We start from the raw sequence: 17,241 nt of genomic DNA, 5'->3' as shown, positions 1-17,241 counted from the left end.
TTGGCGACCCAGCAGGCCGCGCGCGCGAGACCGCCGCCCCGGCGCAGCACGGCCGCCGAAAGCGCCGCCGAGGAAGCGGCAGCACGCGAAGCCGGCCAGCGCGCCGCGCAAGGCGACCATCCTGACGTTCCCCCAGGCGTCCGCCTGCACACCGACGCCGCCGCCGCCCAGCGCGCGCAAGCCGTGCAAGCACGCGCCTTCACCTGCGGCGACGACGTCTACTTCGCCGCCGGCCGCTTCGCTCCCGCAACGCCGGCCGGCCGCGCGCTGCTCGCGCACGAACTGCACCACGTGCGACGCCAGCGCGAGACCGGCGACAAGCACATCGCCCGCGACCCGGACGTGCCGCCCGACCCGCAGCAGCAGAAGGAGCGGCGCTACGCCGAATGGGTCCGTTACGCGCTGGTGGGGGCGCTCGCCGACCAGCGCCTGACGACCGCCGAATTCGTCGCCGAACTCGTCAAGCACGCGACGCTGCACATCGGCGACGCCAGCGAACTGGCGACTTTCCAAGCACGCGCCGCCGTGCTGCCGCAGGTCACCAGCCCGCCGTGGGATCTCGTCAACGCGCCGCGGCTGGTCGTCGCCGTATCCGGCCTGCCGAGCGAGCTCGAATCCGGCGTGCCCTCGGTCGGCACCGAGTCCTTCCTCGGCGGCTGGACGCTGGCCGTCGCGCGCTACCTCGCCGCCCCCGACGACCTGCAGGCGCAGGAACGCTTCTCGGAGCTGGTCGATGCGCTTGCCGGCATTGCGGTGCGCTTCGGCTCGGTCGCGTCGCTGTTGTGGTTCGAGCTGCACGACACGCTGATGCACCTGGTCGAGCTGCGCCAGCGCCTCGCCGACCTGCACGACGACCCCGGCGTGACGCCTGCCGCCAATCTCGCCAAGCGACGCACGATCGGCGACGAGATCAACCGCACGGCGCGGCACGCGCTGCTCCTCGACCAGGCGATGAAGGACCCGGCGCTCGTCGGAACCCCGCTCGACCCGTCGTCGTCGACGCCGCTCGAACGGCAGCTCGGCCCGCTCTCCGGGCGCCTCGCCCAGATGCGCGAGACCGAGAAAGGCGAAGCCGCCACCCAGCAGGCGCTCGGCGCCAAGCCCGAACTCCTCGCCACGGCCATGCCGGGCGGAATGGGCGTCGAGGTCGCCCCGGAGGAAGCTTTCCCGCGCACCGCCGACGAAGCCGCCGAGAAATGGTCGGTGGCGCTCGCCAACCGCGCCGACGAAGTCTTCAAAGACCTCGAAACCACACGCAGCAAGATCGTCCCGGCAACGCCGCCGCAAACGCTCGACGACTTCGTCAAGGTCTTCGACAGCTGGTTCACCTTCCTGCCTTCGCGCGCGATCGCCGCCGATCCGGCCATCGCCGACGCCATGCGCGGCTGGCGCAACGCCTCGCAGGGCCTGATGCAGCTCGGCTTCGAAGGCTGGATGGCGAACCAGCTGCTGAAGCCGGTCGGCTACTCCAACTACGCGATGCTGGCGCTGCCGACGCTCTGGGGGCCGCTCGGCGCGCCGCGCCTGCGCGACCTGACCGGCGCCGGCCTCATGCCCGACTACGAATTCGTGCACGAGTTCGTACCTGAATACGGCGCCATCGAAACCCACGCGGAGGACCGCCAGATCGCGCTCGAACAGGGTATCGGCGTGTCCGGCGCGGCCTTTCGCGCGTTGTGGGCGATGCAGCACGCCGGCGTGCCGGTGCTGCCCGCTGCGCGCGCGATGCAGCTCGCGCCCCCGGCCGCGACCTACCTCTTCCTGCGCGACCCGACGGCCGCCGAGGGCTGGCACTACCTCGTCTATTACCAGAGCATTCTCGACGACAGCTACAAGGTCGCCGAGCAGAAGACGATGGCCGCCCCGCTGGCCGAGTACGGGGCCACCTCGGCGCAGGCCGGCGCGCTGCTCGCCCAGACGCACCACCCGAAATCGGCGGGCGGCGCCCCGCTCGGCGAAAAGGCGATCCGCGAGCACGGCATCGAAGGCGCCGAAGGCCGCAGCCAGGCGCGCTACGGCCTCACCGCGGCGCCGACCAACGTCACCGTCGACACCGCCCGCGCGCGCATCGAAGAACTTCGCAAGCGCTTCGACAGCAGCCAGCTGTCGGCCGGGCACATCATCGCGTCGCTCGAACGCTCGATGAGCGAAGGGCTCGCGCGCAACGATTCGGCCGTATTCCGCGTCGGCGCGACGCTCTACGTCGCCTACCGCGAGCACGACCTCAAGGACGTCGTCCTGCAGTATTTCGCCCCCAAGGTGCTCGCCGAAGCGGTCGCGCAGGCGGTGGCCATCTCCCTGCTGCTCGAAGCGCTCGCCCAGCTCGGACCGATCGGCCGGCTCCTCTCCGGCATCATCGGCAAGATCATGGCGAAAAGCGGCGGCTCGCCGCTCGGCACCGTGCTCGCGCTGGTGAGCTGGATCTTCGACGCGATGCATGTCAACCACTTCGCCGGCGCGCGCGCGCAGGCCTACTTCGCCGTCGACGTCGTCGACGCGCTGGCTGCGTTCGTCCAGGACAAGGTCGTCGGCGGCCTCGCCAAGAACGTGCGCAAATGGGGCAGCCCCGCGCGCTGGGCGCCGAAGACGACGCGCGAAGTCAGCGAAGCCGTCAAGGCATGGCTCGAACCCAGCCAGCTGCCGATCGTGCATGCCGAAGTCAAGGCCGCGCGCGAGCAGCTGGAAAAGTCCAAGGGTGCGCACGACCCGCAGGTGCAGGCGCTCAAGGCGCTGGAAGCCGACCTCGGCGCCCCGCCGCCGGGAGAACCGCATCCGGCGCCAGTGCCGGTCGAGAAGCCGACGCTCGCCACGCGCCTCGCCGCGGCGACGGAAACCGCGAAACAGGCCGGGCTGCCCGAAGCTGACGTCAAGCGCATGGCCGACCAGGCCCGCACTCAGCACCACGCCGACCTCAAATCCGCGGTCGAAGCCGGCATGGGGCCACTGAAGGCAGGCGACACCGCGCCCCCGGTGGAAATCGTCAGCGCCGACAAGATCGGCCCGGCCGGCAGCAAGCGCACCGCCAAGGTCGTCGTCGAGAACGGCAAGGTCACCAAGATCCTCGTCTCCGAAGACGCCTCCCCCGCCGCCGTGTACGAGGAAGGCGTGCACGCCGCGCAGTCGCTCGACCCGCGCATGAAGAAGCTCTTCGCCCAGCTCGACCCCGGCAAACCGTGGGCCGAGCTGACCCCCAGGGAAAAGCTCGCGGCGACCAAAGCCGCGATCCAGATCGAGATCGACGCCAAGAAGCGCATCGCCGAACGGCTGCAACAGTCAAACGATCCGCTCTCCGAAGACGAGTTGATCCGCGCCTACGAGGACATCAGCAACCTGCGCGCGAAGCAGCTCGAACTCGCGCAGATCAGACCGTGGAAACTCGGCAAAGCCAACCTGCCGGACATCCTCAGCGAGCCGGCGACCCTGTACGCGAAGAAGACGATCGACGGCTTCAGCATCGACACGGCCTGGAGTCAGGGAACGCTGAGCGAATTCAACTCGGCGTTCGAGAAAGCGCACCCGGCCGCGAACCTGACGAAGGCCGAGATCGGTGCCATGTACACCAAAGCCAAGCGCGCGGACAACCCCAACCGCGTGCCCCGGACCGTCGAAAAGTACGACGAGCCAGCAAAGCCCGGCAAGACCGAGGAGCTATCGTTCAGGACCACCGGCAAGCGCGCTGAAGGCGATCTCCTGCTGACGCCGCGCCAGCGCGCGACGATCGACAAGCTGATCGCCGCGCGCGACCGCGCCCGCCGCGAGCGCACCAATGCGCTGGCGAAAAACAACGACGCCGCCGCGAAGCGTTGGGACCAGGCGGTGCGCGACGCCAGCCAGAAGCTCGGCGAGCAGGCCGCCGATGCCTGGGCGAAACAGCGCGCCTGGGCAGCCGACGCGCGGCCGACCCGGGTCTACGGCGGCGAAGGCTCGCGCGCGGGCGACTTCGACCGCGTCGACAAATGGACCGACGCGAACGGCAAGGTCCATTACCTCGTCATCGAAGCCAAGGGCGGCACGAGCCCCTTGGGCGGCAAGTGGTATAACGGCAAGTACGTGCAGCAGGGAAGCCTGGATTACTTCAACGCGATCCTCGACGACATGAGCCGGCCCACGTCGTCGAAGGAATCGAGGCAGGCGGCGAAGGAGCTGCGCGCGGCGCTGACCACCGGCAAGGATCTGAGCGGCAAAGCCGCGGAAATCCATTACGAGAAGGTACAGATCCCGTTCGACATCGTCGCTGCCCCGCGCACCGTCCTCGGCGAGAAAAGCGTCGCCACCGGAATCGAAGTCACCCCCTTCGATCTCAAATAGGCCGCGGCCCGTTCCCGGCCTCCCCTACCGCTCAGCCAGGCACACCGGACACGTTCTGGCGATCAGCGGATAAGGATGGGCGCAATACGGGCAGTCGTCGCGGTCCAGCCCCAGCCATTCGTCGAAGCCGAAACGCAACTCGTCGTCAGCGGCGACGTGGCCGCACGCGTGGCACGCGTGCTCGCCGTCTCCGGCCGGTGTCGCGCACCTTGCACAGGCGACGACTTCCGGCGGCTCGAGGCCGAGCAGCGCCTCGGGCAGATAGGGCGAGGCGACCGGCACGTCGAAACCCAGCGCCTTCGACCAGGCGACGAGACCGACCCCCTCCTCAGACAGATGCTGCACGCCCTCCATCCCCTTCGCCCGGCCGCGCGAAAAATGGTCGCGCCGCAGTTCGAGCAGCTTGACCAGCGCCGCGGTGAAACGCCCTTCGTCATGGTCGATGAGCGGCGTCAGGCATTCGAACACGGGAACGAGGATGTCGAGCAGCCAGTCCCGATCGGTGCGCTGCACACGCTCCGGGTCAGCCAGTGCCAAGGCCTCGATGAGCCGCTCCCCGGTGGCCGCGGCGCGTGTCATCGCGCCCTGCAGCGCCTGCACCAGCGGGCGGTCGAAAGCCTCGTCCGCGGCGAGCAGCGCCGCCGGCACCTGGGTCAGCAAGGCCAGCGAACACGCATCCCGGCTCGCCCACGCCAGCCAGAAGCCGGTGAGCCAGCTCGAAGCCTGCAAGGACTCCCGCCGGACTTCATCGCTCAGCGTACGGTCGATGTCGAGCAGGCGCCACTGTGCACGCTCAGGGCGACGCGCGAACGTGAACAACGCGGCCGTCGCGCGCGCGATGAAGCCGCACCACTCGGGGAGTTCCGGCGAATCGGGCGACAGGCGGGCGATGACATCGACCGATCGCCGCGCATCCGTCAGCGCCGAATGCAGCAGGCGCACCGACAACGCCGCGTCGAGGTAGCGGCGCTTATGCTCCAGGAGTTCGCGTTCATCGTCGAGCGTGGCGCTCAGTTGCGCGAGATTCACGTCGTGGGCGGTGACGAGTTCCATGATGGTCGACCTGTCTGCAAACGTTGGGGACGCGCTAACCGTCGTGCCGTTCCGGGACGCGGTAGCGTTCGGCATCGATGCCGTGCTTGCGGATGAGCTGCCAGAAGGCGCGTCGATCTTTTCCGGCCGCTTCGGCTGCGTGCGTGATGTTCCCATCGCACATCAGCAGCAGCCTCTCGATATACGAGCGCTCGAAAGCTTTCACGGCATGGTCCTTGGCTGCACGGAAGTTCTGGCACCGCGGCGCTTCGACCGCCGGCAGCTCGAGATCGACCGCGTCGATGAATTCCCCGCGGCAAAACAGTACGGCGCGCTGGATGGCATGCTCGAGTTCGCGCACGTTGCCCGGCCACCGGTATTCGGCCAGGCGGGCCAAGGCCGCCCGCGTCAGGCCGCGCACGGGACACCCTGATTCGGTGGCAAAGCGGCAGACGAAATGATCGATCAGTGGCATCAGATCTTCGCGACGTTCGCGCAAAGGCGGCAAATGCAGCGAAAGTACGTTTAGCCGATGGTAGAGGTCGCGACGCAGCCGTCCTGCCTCGACCAGCGCACTGGGATCGCTGTTGGTGGCGGCGACCACGCGCACGTTGGCCCGGCGGGGCCGCGCGTCGCCGACCAACCGGTACTCCTTCTCCTGCAGGAATCGCAACAGCTTTGCCTGCGCCGCCTGCGGCAGACTATCGATCTCGTCGAGAAAGACGGTGCCTCCTTCGGCTTCGCCGATCAGACCGACGCGCGCCTCGTTCGCACTCGTATAGGCTCCGCGCGCATGTCCAAACAACTCGGATTCCACCAGATCGGCCGGCAACGCTCCGCAATTCACCGCCACCCAAGGTCGCGCTGCTCGTCCGCTGAGTTCATGGATTGCCCGCGCGCACAACTCCTTACCGGTACCTGTCTCGCCAAGAATCAGCACTCCGGCATCACATCCGGCGATCACGGGGATGCGCTCGATCTGGGTCAGGAACGTCGGGTCCGACCCGATCAGACGCAACAGCAAGGGATGACAACAGCTTCGCGCGCAGTCCGATCCGGGGCGCGAACGAGGCGTCCTGCACAACCGCCAAAGACGCAGCTGCAACTCCTCCTGATCGCAATCACTGGCAACGAAATCCCGCGCGCCGAGTTGCAGCAACGAGCGAATCGCAGCCGCCCGCAACCTGCGACTCAAGATGATGACGGGTGTATTGCCGGGCAAGCTCGCTCCGAGCCAGCGCCTCGCCCCCGCCACGTTATTGTTCGCAACCAGCATCAGGATAGCGTCGAAAGGCGCCGCCGGATGCCGGTGCAACGAGTCCGCAACGCGCTCGTCATCGACCTCCAACAAAGCGTGCACCGCCATCCCATCCCGGGACGGGTAGCGTGCGATCCATTCGACAACGGACCCGGCGGCGGACGGCGGAGCCACTACCGCACACTGAATCTCAAGCTTCGTATCCATGGCCGGCGGTAATCAAGGTGGTTGCGTCCTACCGAATGGAGCCGGATGATCCGCTACGACACGGGGTTTCGATGGCCATGCGGATCGAGCGCGGCCCTTCGATCGTTGTTCGAGCAATCTGAAGTAAGAACCGGGCAGATTAAGCGTCCACGGTCACGGCGACGACACGGCACGCGGCGGCGGCCCTGCCCGTTGCGCACTGACTACCCATACTGGGTCGGTATAGCACACGGTTTTCTCCTTGCAAGGCCATGCTCGTCGATCGTTCTGCATCCGCCGCTGCCCGCGCTATTCACATTGTCTTGACCACCATGTTGTCTTGACCACTGCGGCCATGACACAGCCCGGGCAAGGCGGCAATCGAATCCACCCGTTCGCCCTGAGCCCTTCGGTTTCGCTCAGGACAGGCTGGTCGAAGGGCGCAAGGCTTCGGCCAGCTCAGCCCAACCGGTGTTGGGGTACCGGATTAATAAGTCGCATCGCCCACAGTGGAGTGCCGTACTTCGTAGTCCCTCCGCAGGGCGTAGAGTTCTTCCTTGCTTCGAGCGAGGTGCCTGGCGATCTGTTCGATGACATCCGGATGCCGGTAGTAGACGGTGTGGATCAGATTGGGATCCGCTGCCAACGCGCCGATCCTGTCGCGCCATTGGTCGAGCCGCCAGAAGTCGGTGTCCGACTGTTGCTGCATCCATTGAAATTCAGCGAGCAGCGAGTGCGAACGCGCAGCGACGGCTGCATCTTCCGCCCCTTTGGCAAGCTCTTCGTAGAGGAACTCTCCTCGAGCAAAATTCCTGTCGGGACACCGGAGGATCGTTACGTCGCCCAGCGGATGAGGCGACCCGGTCACTCCGAGCGCCAATTCCTGCAACGTCCTCCATGCATGCCTGCGCGCATAGTCACTGAGCAGGCGTCTGGCCAAGCTGTAAGCGAAGAAAAATACGGCTTCGGTAAGTCGCCAAGGCGCCGCGACGGCAAAGAACATCGGCCCCGGAGCGATGAGTGCAATGAGCGTCACACCGATGAAGAGGCACGAGACGATGAACGGAATTGAGCGCGATATGTCCAGGCTTGCCAGCAACGGCACCATGACGAGTCCCGCCCCGACGATACCCGCAATTGCAAGGCCCAACCGCCGCCCGTCCCACGGATAGCGCTGGACGTCTTTCTCCCTTGCCTGCCTGACGACAATCTCGAACCATTGCCTGCCGGAGTTTTTCGCGCCGGGCACTTCCGGCCAGGCTTCGGCTGCCCGAACGCCGGCGAGGAACCCGTAGGCTTCGTCGCGCTCGCTGTTGATGAAAAGGAGACGGGGCGGATACGACATCACCATTTCGCGGATCGCCTGGAATCCTGTCAGGAGAGGGGCTGCCTCCGCCGCAACGTACCGCGTGCCCCAGTAGAGCGCTCCCAGGACGGCCACTGCTCCGATCGCCGCCATCCAAAACCGGGTACTCTCGTAGATCAGCGAACCCAGTTCGAACCCGCTCAGGTGAACAAGATAATTGGCCGCGAGCACCCAGAGCAGAAGAGAGACGACAGCCGCCGCGACGATGCGAAGGAGACTCGGCTCTCTACCTGGAATACTGCGACGCATGCCGTAGAAGTGAACCATTGGCGATGTGCTGATGCGAAGGCGCTCCACCAGCTTGGACCACATCTTCGGCGGCGATGCGAAGTGCAGGATCGGCGTGCCGAGGAGCACGCAGTTCCCCGTCAAACCGCCAATTCTGTTCGGGTTGTCGAGGTCGAACGCCTCGAGCACGGCATTGCCGCCATGGCTGTGCGCGACGAGCTTCCATTTCCATCCCCGGTCGATCAGATAGTCGAGTTCATCGAGCAACTGCTGGGCGGCGGCTGACCGATCGGTCCACGAATTGCGGCCACTCCAGGAAAAGTGGGGAGTAGCGCGTCCGGCACGCCGCCTGAGCTCTTCGCCACATTCCTCGAGATGCGCCCAGCAGCGAGCCTGAGAGCCGTGGGCGCCAAGGCGCTCGTCGAGTTGGCGACAGAATGCGCTTCCCGGCTCGTACCACCCGGGCTTTCCCTCGACCGGCGCGGCGAAAGTGCCGTGAACGATGATTACAGTTTCTTTGGTCGCCATGAGATTACCGTGACAGCGAGGGATTGCACCTCTCACGCGTGAATGTCGCGGCGGACGTCTTCGATGTATTTCCATGCAGGGGGCAGCGCATGTGGACGGCTGCACGTCGGCAGGCACTTTTCTCGATGTAGACGCCGGGAGCGCGGAACTCGGCCATGCCACCTCTCCTGCAAAGCTGCCTCGGGTGCCGCCGCTCGACAGGCCGTCCGCCCCGCGGAACCGCCAGCAGGGCGAGGACCGGTTGCGCTGAACACGATATTCCCGAAGAGACGGAGAAGCAATCCTCCCCCAACGGACCGTGTTTCGGGCCGTGGACGCTCCCGCCTCAAGCGGCAGCGGCCTACTTGCTGAACTGTTGAGCAAACACGGCCGGCGCCGGATAGCCCAGGCGCGAGTGGCGCCGTTGGCGGAAGATTTCCACGTATTCGCGAATTGCGGCTCGCGCGGGCACCCGCCCCGCGACAATTTCGCCGCCGTGACTCAGTTCGACAGCGTGCCCTTGGGCACAGCCCGCAAACCTTAAGCGTTTCAGCCCCTTGTCAATAGTGCCCCCACGGTGGCCACACCTGCTGCGCTATAGGCTTTGACGCCGAGTGCACCGAAGAACACCGCGGCTCGCGCACGATCCAAGCTTCGACTGGTTTCCGCGATGGACGGATGCACATGACGAACGATGCGACCCTCGAATCCGCGCGTGAACGCTACGCCCGTCGCGCCTGGGCCGACGCCTTTCGCCGATTCACGCTCGCGGATCGGGAGCGGGCGCTCGAGGTGAAAGATCTCGAGCGACTTGCGGTGACGGCGTATCTCGTCGGGGATGACGATGTGTATTTCGCCGCACTCGAGCGCGCCTATCATGCCTGCGTAGAGGCTGACGAAGCGGCGCGTGCCGCGCGCTGCGGCTTCTGGCTAGGTCTCCATCTCATGCTGAAGGGCGAAGCGGGTCACGCCACGGGATGGTTCGCGCGCGCTCATCGTCTGCTCGAGCATGCAGAAGGCGAGCGCGTGGAGCACGGCTATCTGTTGCTCCCCGTCGCGGAGCAGCAAATCGCGACGGCGGCATACGCGACGGCGGAAAGCACTGCGGCGCATGCCGCCGCGATCGGCGAGCGCTTTCGCGACGCGGACCTCGTCGCCTGCGCACGGCACGTGCAGGGCCGCGCGCTGCTCCTCAACCGGCAGGTGCGGCGCGGGCTCGCGCTTCTCGACGAAGCGATGGTCGCGGTCGCCGCGCGGGAGCTCTCGCCCATCATGACGGGCCTCATCTATTGCAGCGTGATCGACGCATGCCAGCAAATGTACGCCGTGGACCGCGCACGCGAATGGACCAGCGCGCTCGCGCGCTGGTGCGACGAGCAGCCCGAGATGATCGCGTTCACGGGGGTATGCCGCGTACATCGCGCCGAGATCATGCGCCTGCACGGTGCATGGAGCGATGCTCTCGATGAGGCGCGCCAGGCGTGCGAGCGCTGCCGGCAGACCAACCGCCAGGCCGCAGCGGCCGCACTGTACGAAGAAGCCGAGGTGCACCGATTGCGCGGCGAGTTCACCGCGGCCGAGGCTGCGTATCGGAACGCGAGTTTATGGGGGCTCGAGCCGCAGCCGGGGCTTGCGCTGCTGCGGCTCGCGCAAGGACGCACGGATGCGGCGGCGGCTGCGATCCGACGCGCGCTCGTCGCGAGCGCGGGCGACGAAGTGCAGCGCTCGCGCCTCCTGCCGGCATACGTGGAGATCATGCTCGCCGTCGGCGACACGGTCGAAGCGCGCCGTGCCTGCGGAGAGCTCGAAGCCCTCGCCGGCCGCTTCGAGGCCGACGTCGTGCGTGGGCTCGCAGCGCAGGCGCGCGGCGAGGTCGAGCTGGCCGAAGGCGATGCGCAGTCCGCACTCGCGTCTCTGCGCGACGCGGCGCACGCGTGGGAACGGATCGACGCGCCGTATCTCACCGCACGCGTGCGCATGCTGCAGGGACTCGCCTGCCGCGCGCTCGGCGACGAAGACGGTGCCGCGCTGGAGCTGGAGGCGGCGTACGCGAGCTTTCAGGCGCTGGGCGCAGCACCCGATCTCGCCGGCATCGACGCGCTCGCGCGCTATGCGCCGCACGCGCCTCAGCTCACGCCGCGAGAGCTGCAAGTCCTGCGGCTCGTGAGCGCGGGCAAGAGCAACAAGGCGATCGCCGCCGAGCTTTCGCTGAGCGAAAAAACGGTGGATCGGCACCTGAACAACATTTTCATGAAGCTCGACGTCTCCTCGCGCACAGCGGCGACCGCGTACGCGTACCGCCACCGTCTGTTCACCCCGGTCTGATGTTCTGATTGAGGCGGAAGAAATTAGTTGGATCGTACTTCTTCTTGATCACCGCAAGTCGCTCGTGGTTGGGACCATAGGAAGCCACGATTCTCGCTTCGCCCTCGTCACCCAGATAGTTGACGTACGCGCCGCTTTCCAGAAAAGGCTCCACAGTCCGGTAGCAGCGGCGGGCCCAGTCCATATTGGCTTCGGATTCGGCAGGATCCTCCCACATCCGCAGGACGAGCAGACTGTGCTGCGCCTTCCTGTGCCTGAAAGCACTCTCCTCAGCAGCGACGCGGCTCACCGCTCCGCCCAGATGCTCGATCGCGATGGCGGCGAAGAAACCCGGCGCCGTGCTCGCAAAGAACTCCACCATCGCGTCGACCGCGTCCTCGCCGAGCGCACGGACGAATGCAGCCTTCCAGTAGTGCAGCCGGCCCGGCTGGAACACCTCGGTGAGAAGATTCTGGACTTTCGTGTACGGAACCGTCGCGACCGTGTCGACCAGCGGACACCCACATAAACGTATGGGTTCCAACACCTTCTCGCCCTCCTCGGGCGCACCGCAGTAACAAACGCTGATATCGAGTGCCGGGCCCTCGGGTCCCGCGATCAGCGTCGCATCCGCTCGAACCTCGTCCGGAGCTGCCGTGGACCAGTCGCGGTAGAAACGCAGCACCCTCTGCGCCTGCTCCAGTGGAAAGACGATCTCCCCTCCCAGCACGGGACCTACCGCGTGGAGCCGGTATTCAAACGATGTAACCACGCCGAAATTGCCCCCGCCGCCGCGGAGAGCCCAGAAAAGATCCTCGTGTTCGGCGGGACCTGCGTGAAGCAACCGCCCGTCCGCGCTCACCACGTCCGCAGACAGCAGGTTGTCGCAGGCGAGGCCGTACCTTCGATTGAGAAAGCCGATGCCGCCGCCCAAAGTGAGCCCTGCGATGCCCGTGCTTGGCACGATGCCGCCCGTAGTGGCGAGGCCGAACGCCTGGGTTTCGTGGTCGAAGATGCCCCAGGTCGCCCCGCCTTCGGCCCGAGCCGTCCGCTTCCCAGGGTCGACATGAACGCTCTTCATCGCGGACAGGTCGATCACCACACCATCGTCGCACACGGCGTTACCCGTCACCCCATGGCCGCCGCCGCGAACGGCCGTGCGCATGTCGTTCTCGCGAGCGAAATTGACAGCCGCGATCACATCCGCGACGCCGGCGCAGCGCACGATCAGCGCGGGTCGCCTATCGATCAATCCGTTGAAAACCCTGCGCGCCTGGTCGTACCGCGGGTCACCTGGTTGAATCAGTTCCCCGCGCAGGCACGCCTTGAACGTTCCGAGACTTGATTCGCTGAACATGGCTTTGTCCTTTCCATAGCTTCCTTAGGACAATCCTGGCCGGATTCTGAGTCACGCGCTTCGGGGAAACCACCCAACCCGCGGTGCCAGGCGCGTGGGTACTTTCCCCCACGCAGCTGGCCGACTCGGAGGTTCGGTCGAGGCGGCGGCGTTTCGCGTCCGCTACCATGGCGAGAGATGAATGTCGTGACGGGACTCGGCGTCGGCACCTACTTCGAACACTGGGGCAACTTGGCGATCTTCTAAAAGGCCTGGACTGCTGCCGGTTTCACAGACAGCTTGTTAAGGAGGGAAGATGAAACCGGAGGTGGTTGATGAGCACAAGACGGCAGTTCAGTCGGGAATTCAGGATTGAAGCGGTAAAGCTGGTCAGGGAGCGCAGCGTGTCGGTTGCGCAGGCGGCTCGTGATGGGGATGTTCACGAGAACGTGTTGCGCAAGGGGGTGCGCGAGAGCGCGGCCGATCCGCGGCATGCGTTCCCGGGCGCAGGCGTAATGAAGCCTGAAGAGGCCGAGATTGCGCGCCTGCGCAAGGAAGTCGCCAAGCTCGAGATGGAGCGCGACATCCTGAAAAAAGCCGCGGCCTACTTTGCCAAGGCGTCGAGGTGACGTTCGGCTTCGTGGCGAAGCACCGAGGGGCCTGGCCGGTTCTGATGATGTGTGAGGCGCCCGGTGTGTCTCGAAGCGGGTTCTATGGCTGGTTGAGCAGGCCGCGCAGCCAGCGCAGCCGCGATGACGATGTGCTGAGCAATCAGATCCGCAAGAGCGTTCTCGGCAGCGACCGGACGTACGGCGCCCGACGCGTCTGGCACGAGGTGTTGGCGCTGGGACAAAGCTGTGGCCCGGACATTGAACAACAGGCCACGTAAAACGTTGGACTGGAAGACACCGGCTGAAGCGCTCAATGACCACCTAAGATCTGCCGCATAGCCCGATGTTGCGACGACCGGTTGAATCCACCCAATACACCAGCGAGCATTTCCAGGCGCTGCTCAAGGAACAGGGCGTCACTTGCAGCATGAATCGCGCCGGCGAGGTCTGGGACAACTCGGCAATGGAGAGCTTCTTCAGTTCGCTCAAGACCGAGCGCACGTCACGAAAGGTCTATCGGACCCGCGAGCAAGCTCGCTCAGACGTCTTCGATTACAGGGAGTGTTTTTACAATCCGACGCGACGTCACTCGACCTTGGGTTATGTGAGTCCGAGGGGGTTCGAGGCCGCGCGGAACGCGCAGGTGGGTGTCTACGGAACCGGCACCAGCCCAGACCTCCCGTTTTAGCCGCTAAAAGCTACCGAGAGCGCCCTCGACCGAGCTGGACTGTTTCGGCGGACATGCTGGCCTTGCCTTGCGCGTCGTAGCTGATACTCCTGGCGCTCCCAATTTCCGGTGTTTTATCGAAATCTAAGCGATCGTGCATGACGTAGTTCTTGCCGATTTGCTGATATACGCGTTCCTTGTCGGCATGAACGATTACGCCGCTGTGGGTGGCGGCCTTATCTGCTCGGCTAGCAAGATACAAATTGTATATACCGGGCTTCAAAGCCCCGGCCTTATCGACCTTGTCGGTGTACCACTGACCTTCTCGCTCGTTCTGGACGATCCGCGAACCATTCATCACAAGAAGTCTTTGTTTCACTAAGAGTCCCCTTTGAGTTAGGTCGACAATTCTATGATTTTTGACATTCTCCCCCACCTCTCGCGAACGCTCGCCGGCCTTGAGGCCGGAAAGGAGGGGGAGGATGTCAAGGGCAGGCGTTTGAATTGACTGACAGGCGGAGCTAGCCCGCCTTGCATCCCAGCCGCGTCCCTCCGGTCAGCCCTCGATCAGCGCAACGAGTTTCACCTGGATCAAGTCGGCCTCGAACTCCATTCCGTCATCCTCATACTTCAACCAGGCCCAGCCCTCGGCCGGCGGGCGCTTATTGAGGATCAGCCGGGCAGGGCGGCCATCGTGCTCGACTTGGATGATCGCCTTCTTGAGCTTGTCCAAGTCGGCCTCCTTCTTCTCCTTATTGGAATCCGACCCGTCCGACCCTTGCTCGCCTTCCTCAGCAGCGGCGTCAGGCTTGCTGTCCATGGCGTCGGCCGTATTCCGATTAGGCTCGTCCTCGTCACCATGCCGGCGCTTGTCCTCCAGGAACTCGCGCAGCAGCTTGACCGATCCCCGCGTCAGCTCCTGGCTGTCGTCGGCCAACCAGACGCCAACCTCTTCCGGGTTCTTCTTGAACGCCGTCACCAGTTCGTTGACCACGGTCACGTCGTTGACCCGACCGGTGTTGAACGCCTTGGCGATCGGGTCGGGTAGATCGAGCAGCGTCACGTGCTGGGTCACGAACGCCGGAGACTTGCCGATCTCGCGGGCGATCTCGCTCTTCTTTTTGCCGGTCGCCAGCTCGCGGCCAATGAAATCCGCGATCTCGCGCGGGGTGAGCTCGTTGCGTTGGAGGTTCTCGATGACCTGGTCGGCGTGGTTGTAATCGTTGTCGATAAAGGCCGGAATGGTCGCTCTCTCGGCCCACTGAGATCCACGGTAGCGGCGGGCGCCGTGGTTGATAATGTAGCGCCCTTCAGCCTCCGGGTTCTCGCGCACAGAAATCGGCGACTTCACGCCCCGGTCTTTGATCGTCTGCCCAATCTCCGCGATGCTTTCGCGCGAGAAGCCGGGGTTGTCTGCGGTGCGGGGCTGATCTGGATCTTCATCGATCAGCTCCAAGGGCAATTCCAAGGGGCCAGCGCCGCGCGCAAAGGGCTCGGGCTCGTTCAGGAGGCCCGACAGGTCGCCAATGCTATCCAGGCCCAGCCCGGACGCATGGGGCTGCTCGACGACCTTCTTCCTGGCGTTCTTAACGGCGGTCATTACGCAATCTCCATCTTCGTGAATACATAGTCGGCCACGTCGCGGACTTCCTTCGCCGCCTTGCGCGCTGCGGTTTTCTTGATCTTCCAGACAGGCACGCCGCTCGCGAGAGCATCGGCGATGCTGCTGCGAAGGCCGACGCTGGCCGGAATCATCAGTTGCGGATACGCCTTGTGCAGCTCGTCCAAGTGCCGCAAGTGCCGGGGGTTCCGGGCGTCCACCTTGCTCGGCATCATCCCGAGGAATTTCAGCTTGGTATTGACCTTGCGGACGTTCGCAATGGTCGTGACCATCCTCTTGATGCCCTGAATGCTGTATGCCTCCAGCTCGATGGGCGACAGCACGTAGTCAGCCGCGAACAGTGCCGCCGCCATTCCGACGCCAAGGGAAGGGGCGGTATCCACCAGCACCACGTCAAAGCCGCAATCGGCAAGGGCCGCCACGTTGGCCTTGAAGCTCGCGCTCGCCTCGGACACCCCGCGCTTCTCCATGTCCGCCAAGCGGGCATCGGACGCAATCAAGTGAATAGCTGGCCCGTCCACGCGGCAAGTGAACCACTGTCGCAAGCCATCGGCGTCTAGGTCGAACATCTGGCTCGCCAGATAGCCACTTTGATGCCGCTGCAAGGTGAAGGACGCATTGGCTTGGGTGTCCAGATCGATCACGGCAACCCGCAAGCCGCGCTCGAGGAAATCGAAGGCGACATGCACGACCGTCGAAGTCTTCCCGACGCCGCCCTTTTGGTTTGCCGTGACCATCGTTTTCATGTTTTGGGTTCCTGTTTTTTCTTGGCGTCCTCGGCCCACTTCTTCACGATGAACGCCTGGTGTTCGGGTAGTACTGCCGTGACTCGCTCAAATCCATCCGGTATTGCCTTGGTTATGTGCGCCCCCCACACTCGTTCCACCGCTTGCCAGACTGCTCCCTTGGTCACGCCCAAGGCTGTCACGTACCCGGCCTGTTTCTTTCCCTCGACCAGCACACCCCACGCGATTTCGCGGGTCTGCTTCCCGATTTCGAGGCCCTTAATGGCCTCTAGAAACTGCGCTTCGGTTAACCTCTTCTTCATGATGATGGACTGCTCATAACACTCCGCCCTGATGATTGAAATCAGCGGCGCCAACCGCTAATCATGCGTAACAGTTTAGCTATACTTTCTCAGCATGTCAATATTTTAGCGGCTAAAATTCCTCCTCAAGCGCTCCGTCAGAGCAGTCGTTTCCGCCCTAACGCGACCCCAGTGAACTTTCTGTCAACCCCTCCCCTACAGACCGTCCGCATACCGATTGTGCCGTTGATCATGCGTTCATCGTTACACCTGGCGTGATCGGTTCTCGACTGCGGGCCTTTGGACAAGGGCAGAACAGACTGTCTTTCCCAATCGGGCTTGTTCGGCGCCGTGCGCCGGGGCCTGCGACTACCCGCTCCGGCTGGTCTCAATGATTCGTCGATGCGGCCGAGGCATGGAGATCAGTCGCGCCACCCATCGTCAGCCAGAGGTTAGCCAGGCCCTCAATCGGTCGGTCTGACCTGGTCCCTGCGCTTCTCGGGTGCGTTTAATTCCTCTTGCGAACATGCGGTTGGCCTGCGAACTGTCGTCATGACTTTTGATTTGTTCGCCGAACCCACGGGCTCGGGGTCAGTCGCTGGCCCAGGCTGACCTGCCGCGCTATTTTCAGCGCTCGGCAGGAGATCATCGAGTACATCGAAATCTTCTACAACCGTCAGCGAAAGCAGGCCTGATTGGGCTACCTGTCACCTGCATCCTTCCGGCAGCAGTACTACACACAGATGATGGCTTGAACGCTTGGGCTCCACGCTTGCCGACCCACCTCAGT

The 17,241-nt window shown here is 64.7% G+C and carries 10 protein-coding genes and 1 pseudogene; 3 read left to right on the top strand and 8 right to left on the bottom strand.

Translation table 11 applies throughout. From position 1 onward, the window contains the following. The gene (locus GO608_RS01155; protein ID WP_247002673.1) at positions 1-4,308 is read left to right on the top strand and encodes an eCIS core domain-containing protein; all 4,308 of its coding nucleotides are present in this window, start codon (positions 1-3) and stop codon (positions 4,306-4,308) included. Positions 4,309-4,332: 24 nt separating this feature from the next. Here GO608_RS01155 and GO608_RS01150 read toward each other — a convergent pair whose 3' ends face one another. From GO608_RS01150 to GO608_RS01140, 3 genes are all read right to left on the bottom strand, one after another. After that, positions 4,333-5,361: an immunity 49 family protein gene (locus GO608_RS01150; protein ID WP_169199561.1), complete on the bottom strand. Its 1,029-nt coding sequence runs from the start codon at positions 5,359-5,361 to the stop codon at positions 4,333-4,335. Positions 5,362-5,395: 34 nt separating this feature from the next. Further along, the gene (locus GO608_RS01145; RefSeq protein ID WP_211159492.1) at positions 5,396-6,805 is read right to left on the bottom strand and encodes a sigma-54 dependent transcriptional regulator; all 1,410 of its coding nucleotides are present in this window, start codon (positions 6,803-6,805) and stop codon (positions 5,396-5,398) included. 466 nt (positions 6,806-7,271) lie between these two features. Further along, positions 7,272-8,906: a hypothetical protein gene (locus tag GO608_RS01140; RefSeq protein ID WP_169199562.1), complete on the bottom strand. Its 1,635-nt coding sequence runs from the start codon at positions 8,904-8,906 to the stop codon at positions 7,272-7,274. 663 nt (positions 8,907-9,569) lie between these two features. Between GO608_RS01140 and GO608_RS01135 the strand changes: the two genes are divergently transcribed. Next, positions 9,570-11,210 carry a helix-turn-helix domain-containing protein gene (locus GO608_RS01135; protein WP_169199563.1) on the top strand — a complete coding sequence of 547 codons (1,641 nt, stop codon included), beginning with the start codon at positions 9,570-9,572 and terminating at the stop codon, positions 11,208-11,210. Here GO608_RS01135 and GO608_RS01130 read toward each other — a convergent pair. After that, positions 11,197-12,546, bottom strand: coding sequence for an FAD-binding oxidoreductase (locus GO608_RS01130; RefSeq protein ID WP_169199564.1), 1,350 nt, complete (start codon positions 12,544-12,546; stop codon positions 11,197-11,199). The two genes, GO608_RS01135 and GO608_RS01130, sit on opposite strands and share 14 nt — an antisense overlap. A gap of 314 nt (positions 12,547-12,860) precedes the next feature. On the opposite strand from GO608_RS01130, the pseudogene GO608_RS01125 reads away from it, so the two are divergent. Then, positions 12,861-13,824 (top strand): annotated as a pseudogene (locus GO608_RS01125) (transposase). Between the two features lie 10 nt (positions 13,825-13,834). Here GO608_RS01125 and kfrB read toward each other — a convergent pair. The 4 genes from kfrB to GO608_RS01105 form a co-directional block, all read right to left on the bottom strand. After that, complete coding sequence (gene kfrB / locus GO608_RS01120) at positions 13,835-14,182, bottom strand: IncP plasmid survival protein KfrB (RefSeq protein WP_169199565.1); 348 nt, start codon at positions 14,180-14,182, stop codon at positions 13,835-13,837. A 177-nt stretch (positions 14,183-14,359) separates the two neighbouring features. Then, entirely contained in the window at positions 14,360-15,403 is a 1,044-nt protein-coding gene (locus tag GO608_RS01115; protein ID WP_169199566.1) for a transcriptional repressor gene korB, read from the bottom strand. Continuing rightward, positions 15,403-16,170 carry a ParA family protein gene (locus GO608_RS01110; protein WP_169199567.1) on the bottom strand — a complete coding sequence of 256 codons (768 nt, stop codon included), beginning with the start codon at positions 16,168-16,170 and terminating at the stop codon, positions 15,403-15,405. The genes GO608_RS01115 and GO608_RS01110 overlap by 1 nt, the downstream gene beginning before the upstream one ends. Continuing rightward, positions 16,167-16,472, bottom strand: coding sequence for a transcriptional regulator KorA (locus GO608_RS01105; protein ID WP_169199576.1), 306 nt, complete (start codon positions 16,470-16,472; stop codon positions 16,167-16,169). The genes GO608_RS01110 and GO608_RS01105 overlap by 4 nt, the downstream gene beginning before the upstream one ends. Positions 16,473-17,241 lie beyond the last annotated feature (769 nt).

Origin of the sequence: Aromatoleum buckelii (assembly GCF_012910785.2) — a bacterium.
GTDB classification, from domain to species: domain Bacteria; phylum Pseudomonadota; class Gammaproteobacteria; order Burkholderiales; family Rhodocyclaceae; genus Aromatoleum; species Aromatoleum buckelii.
The sequence above is the reverse complement of the archived record's forward strand: the minus strand, read 5'-3'. Positions and strand labels throughout refer to the sequence as shown.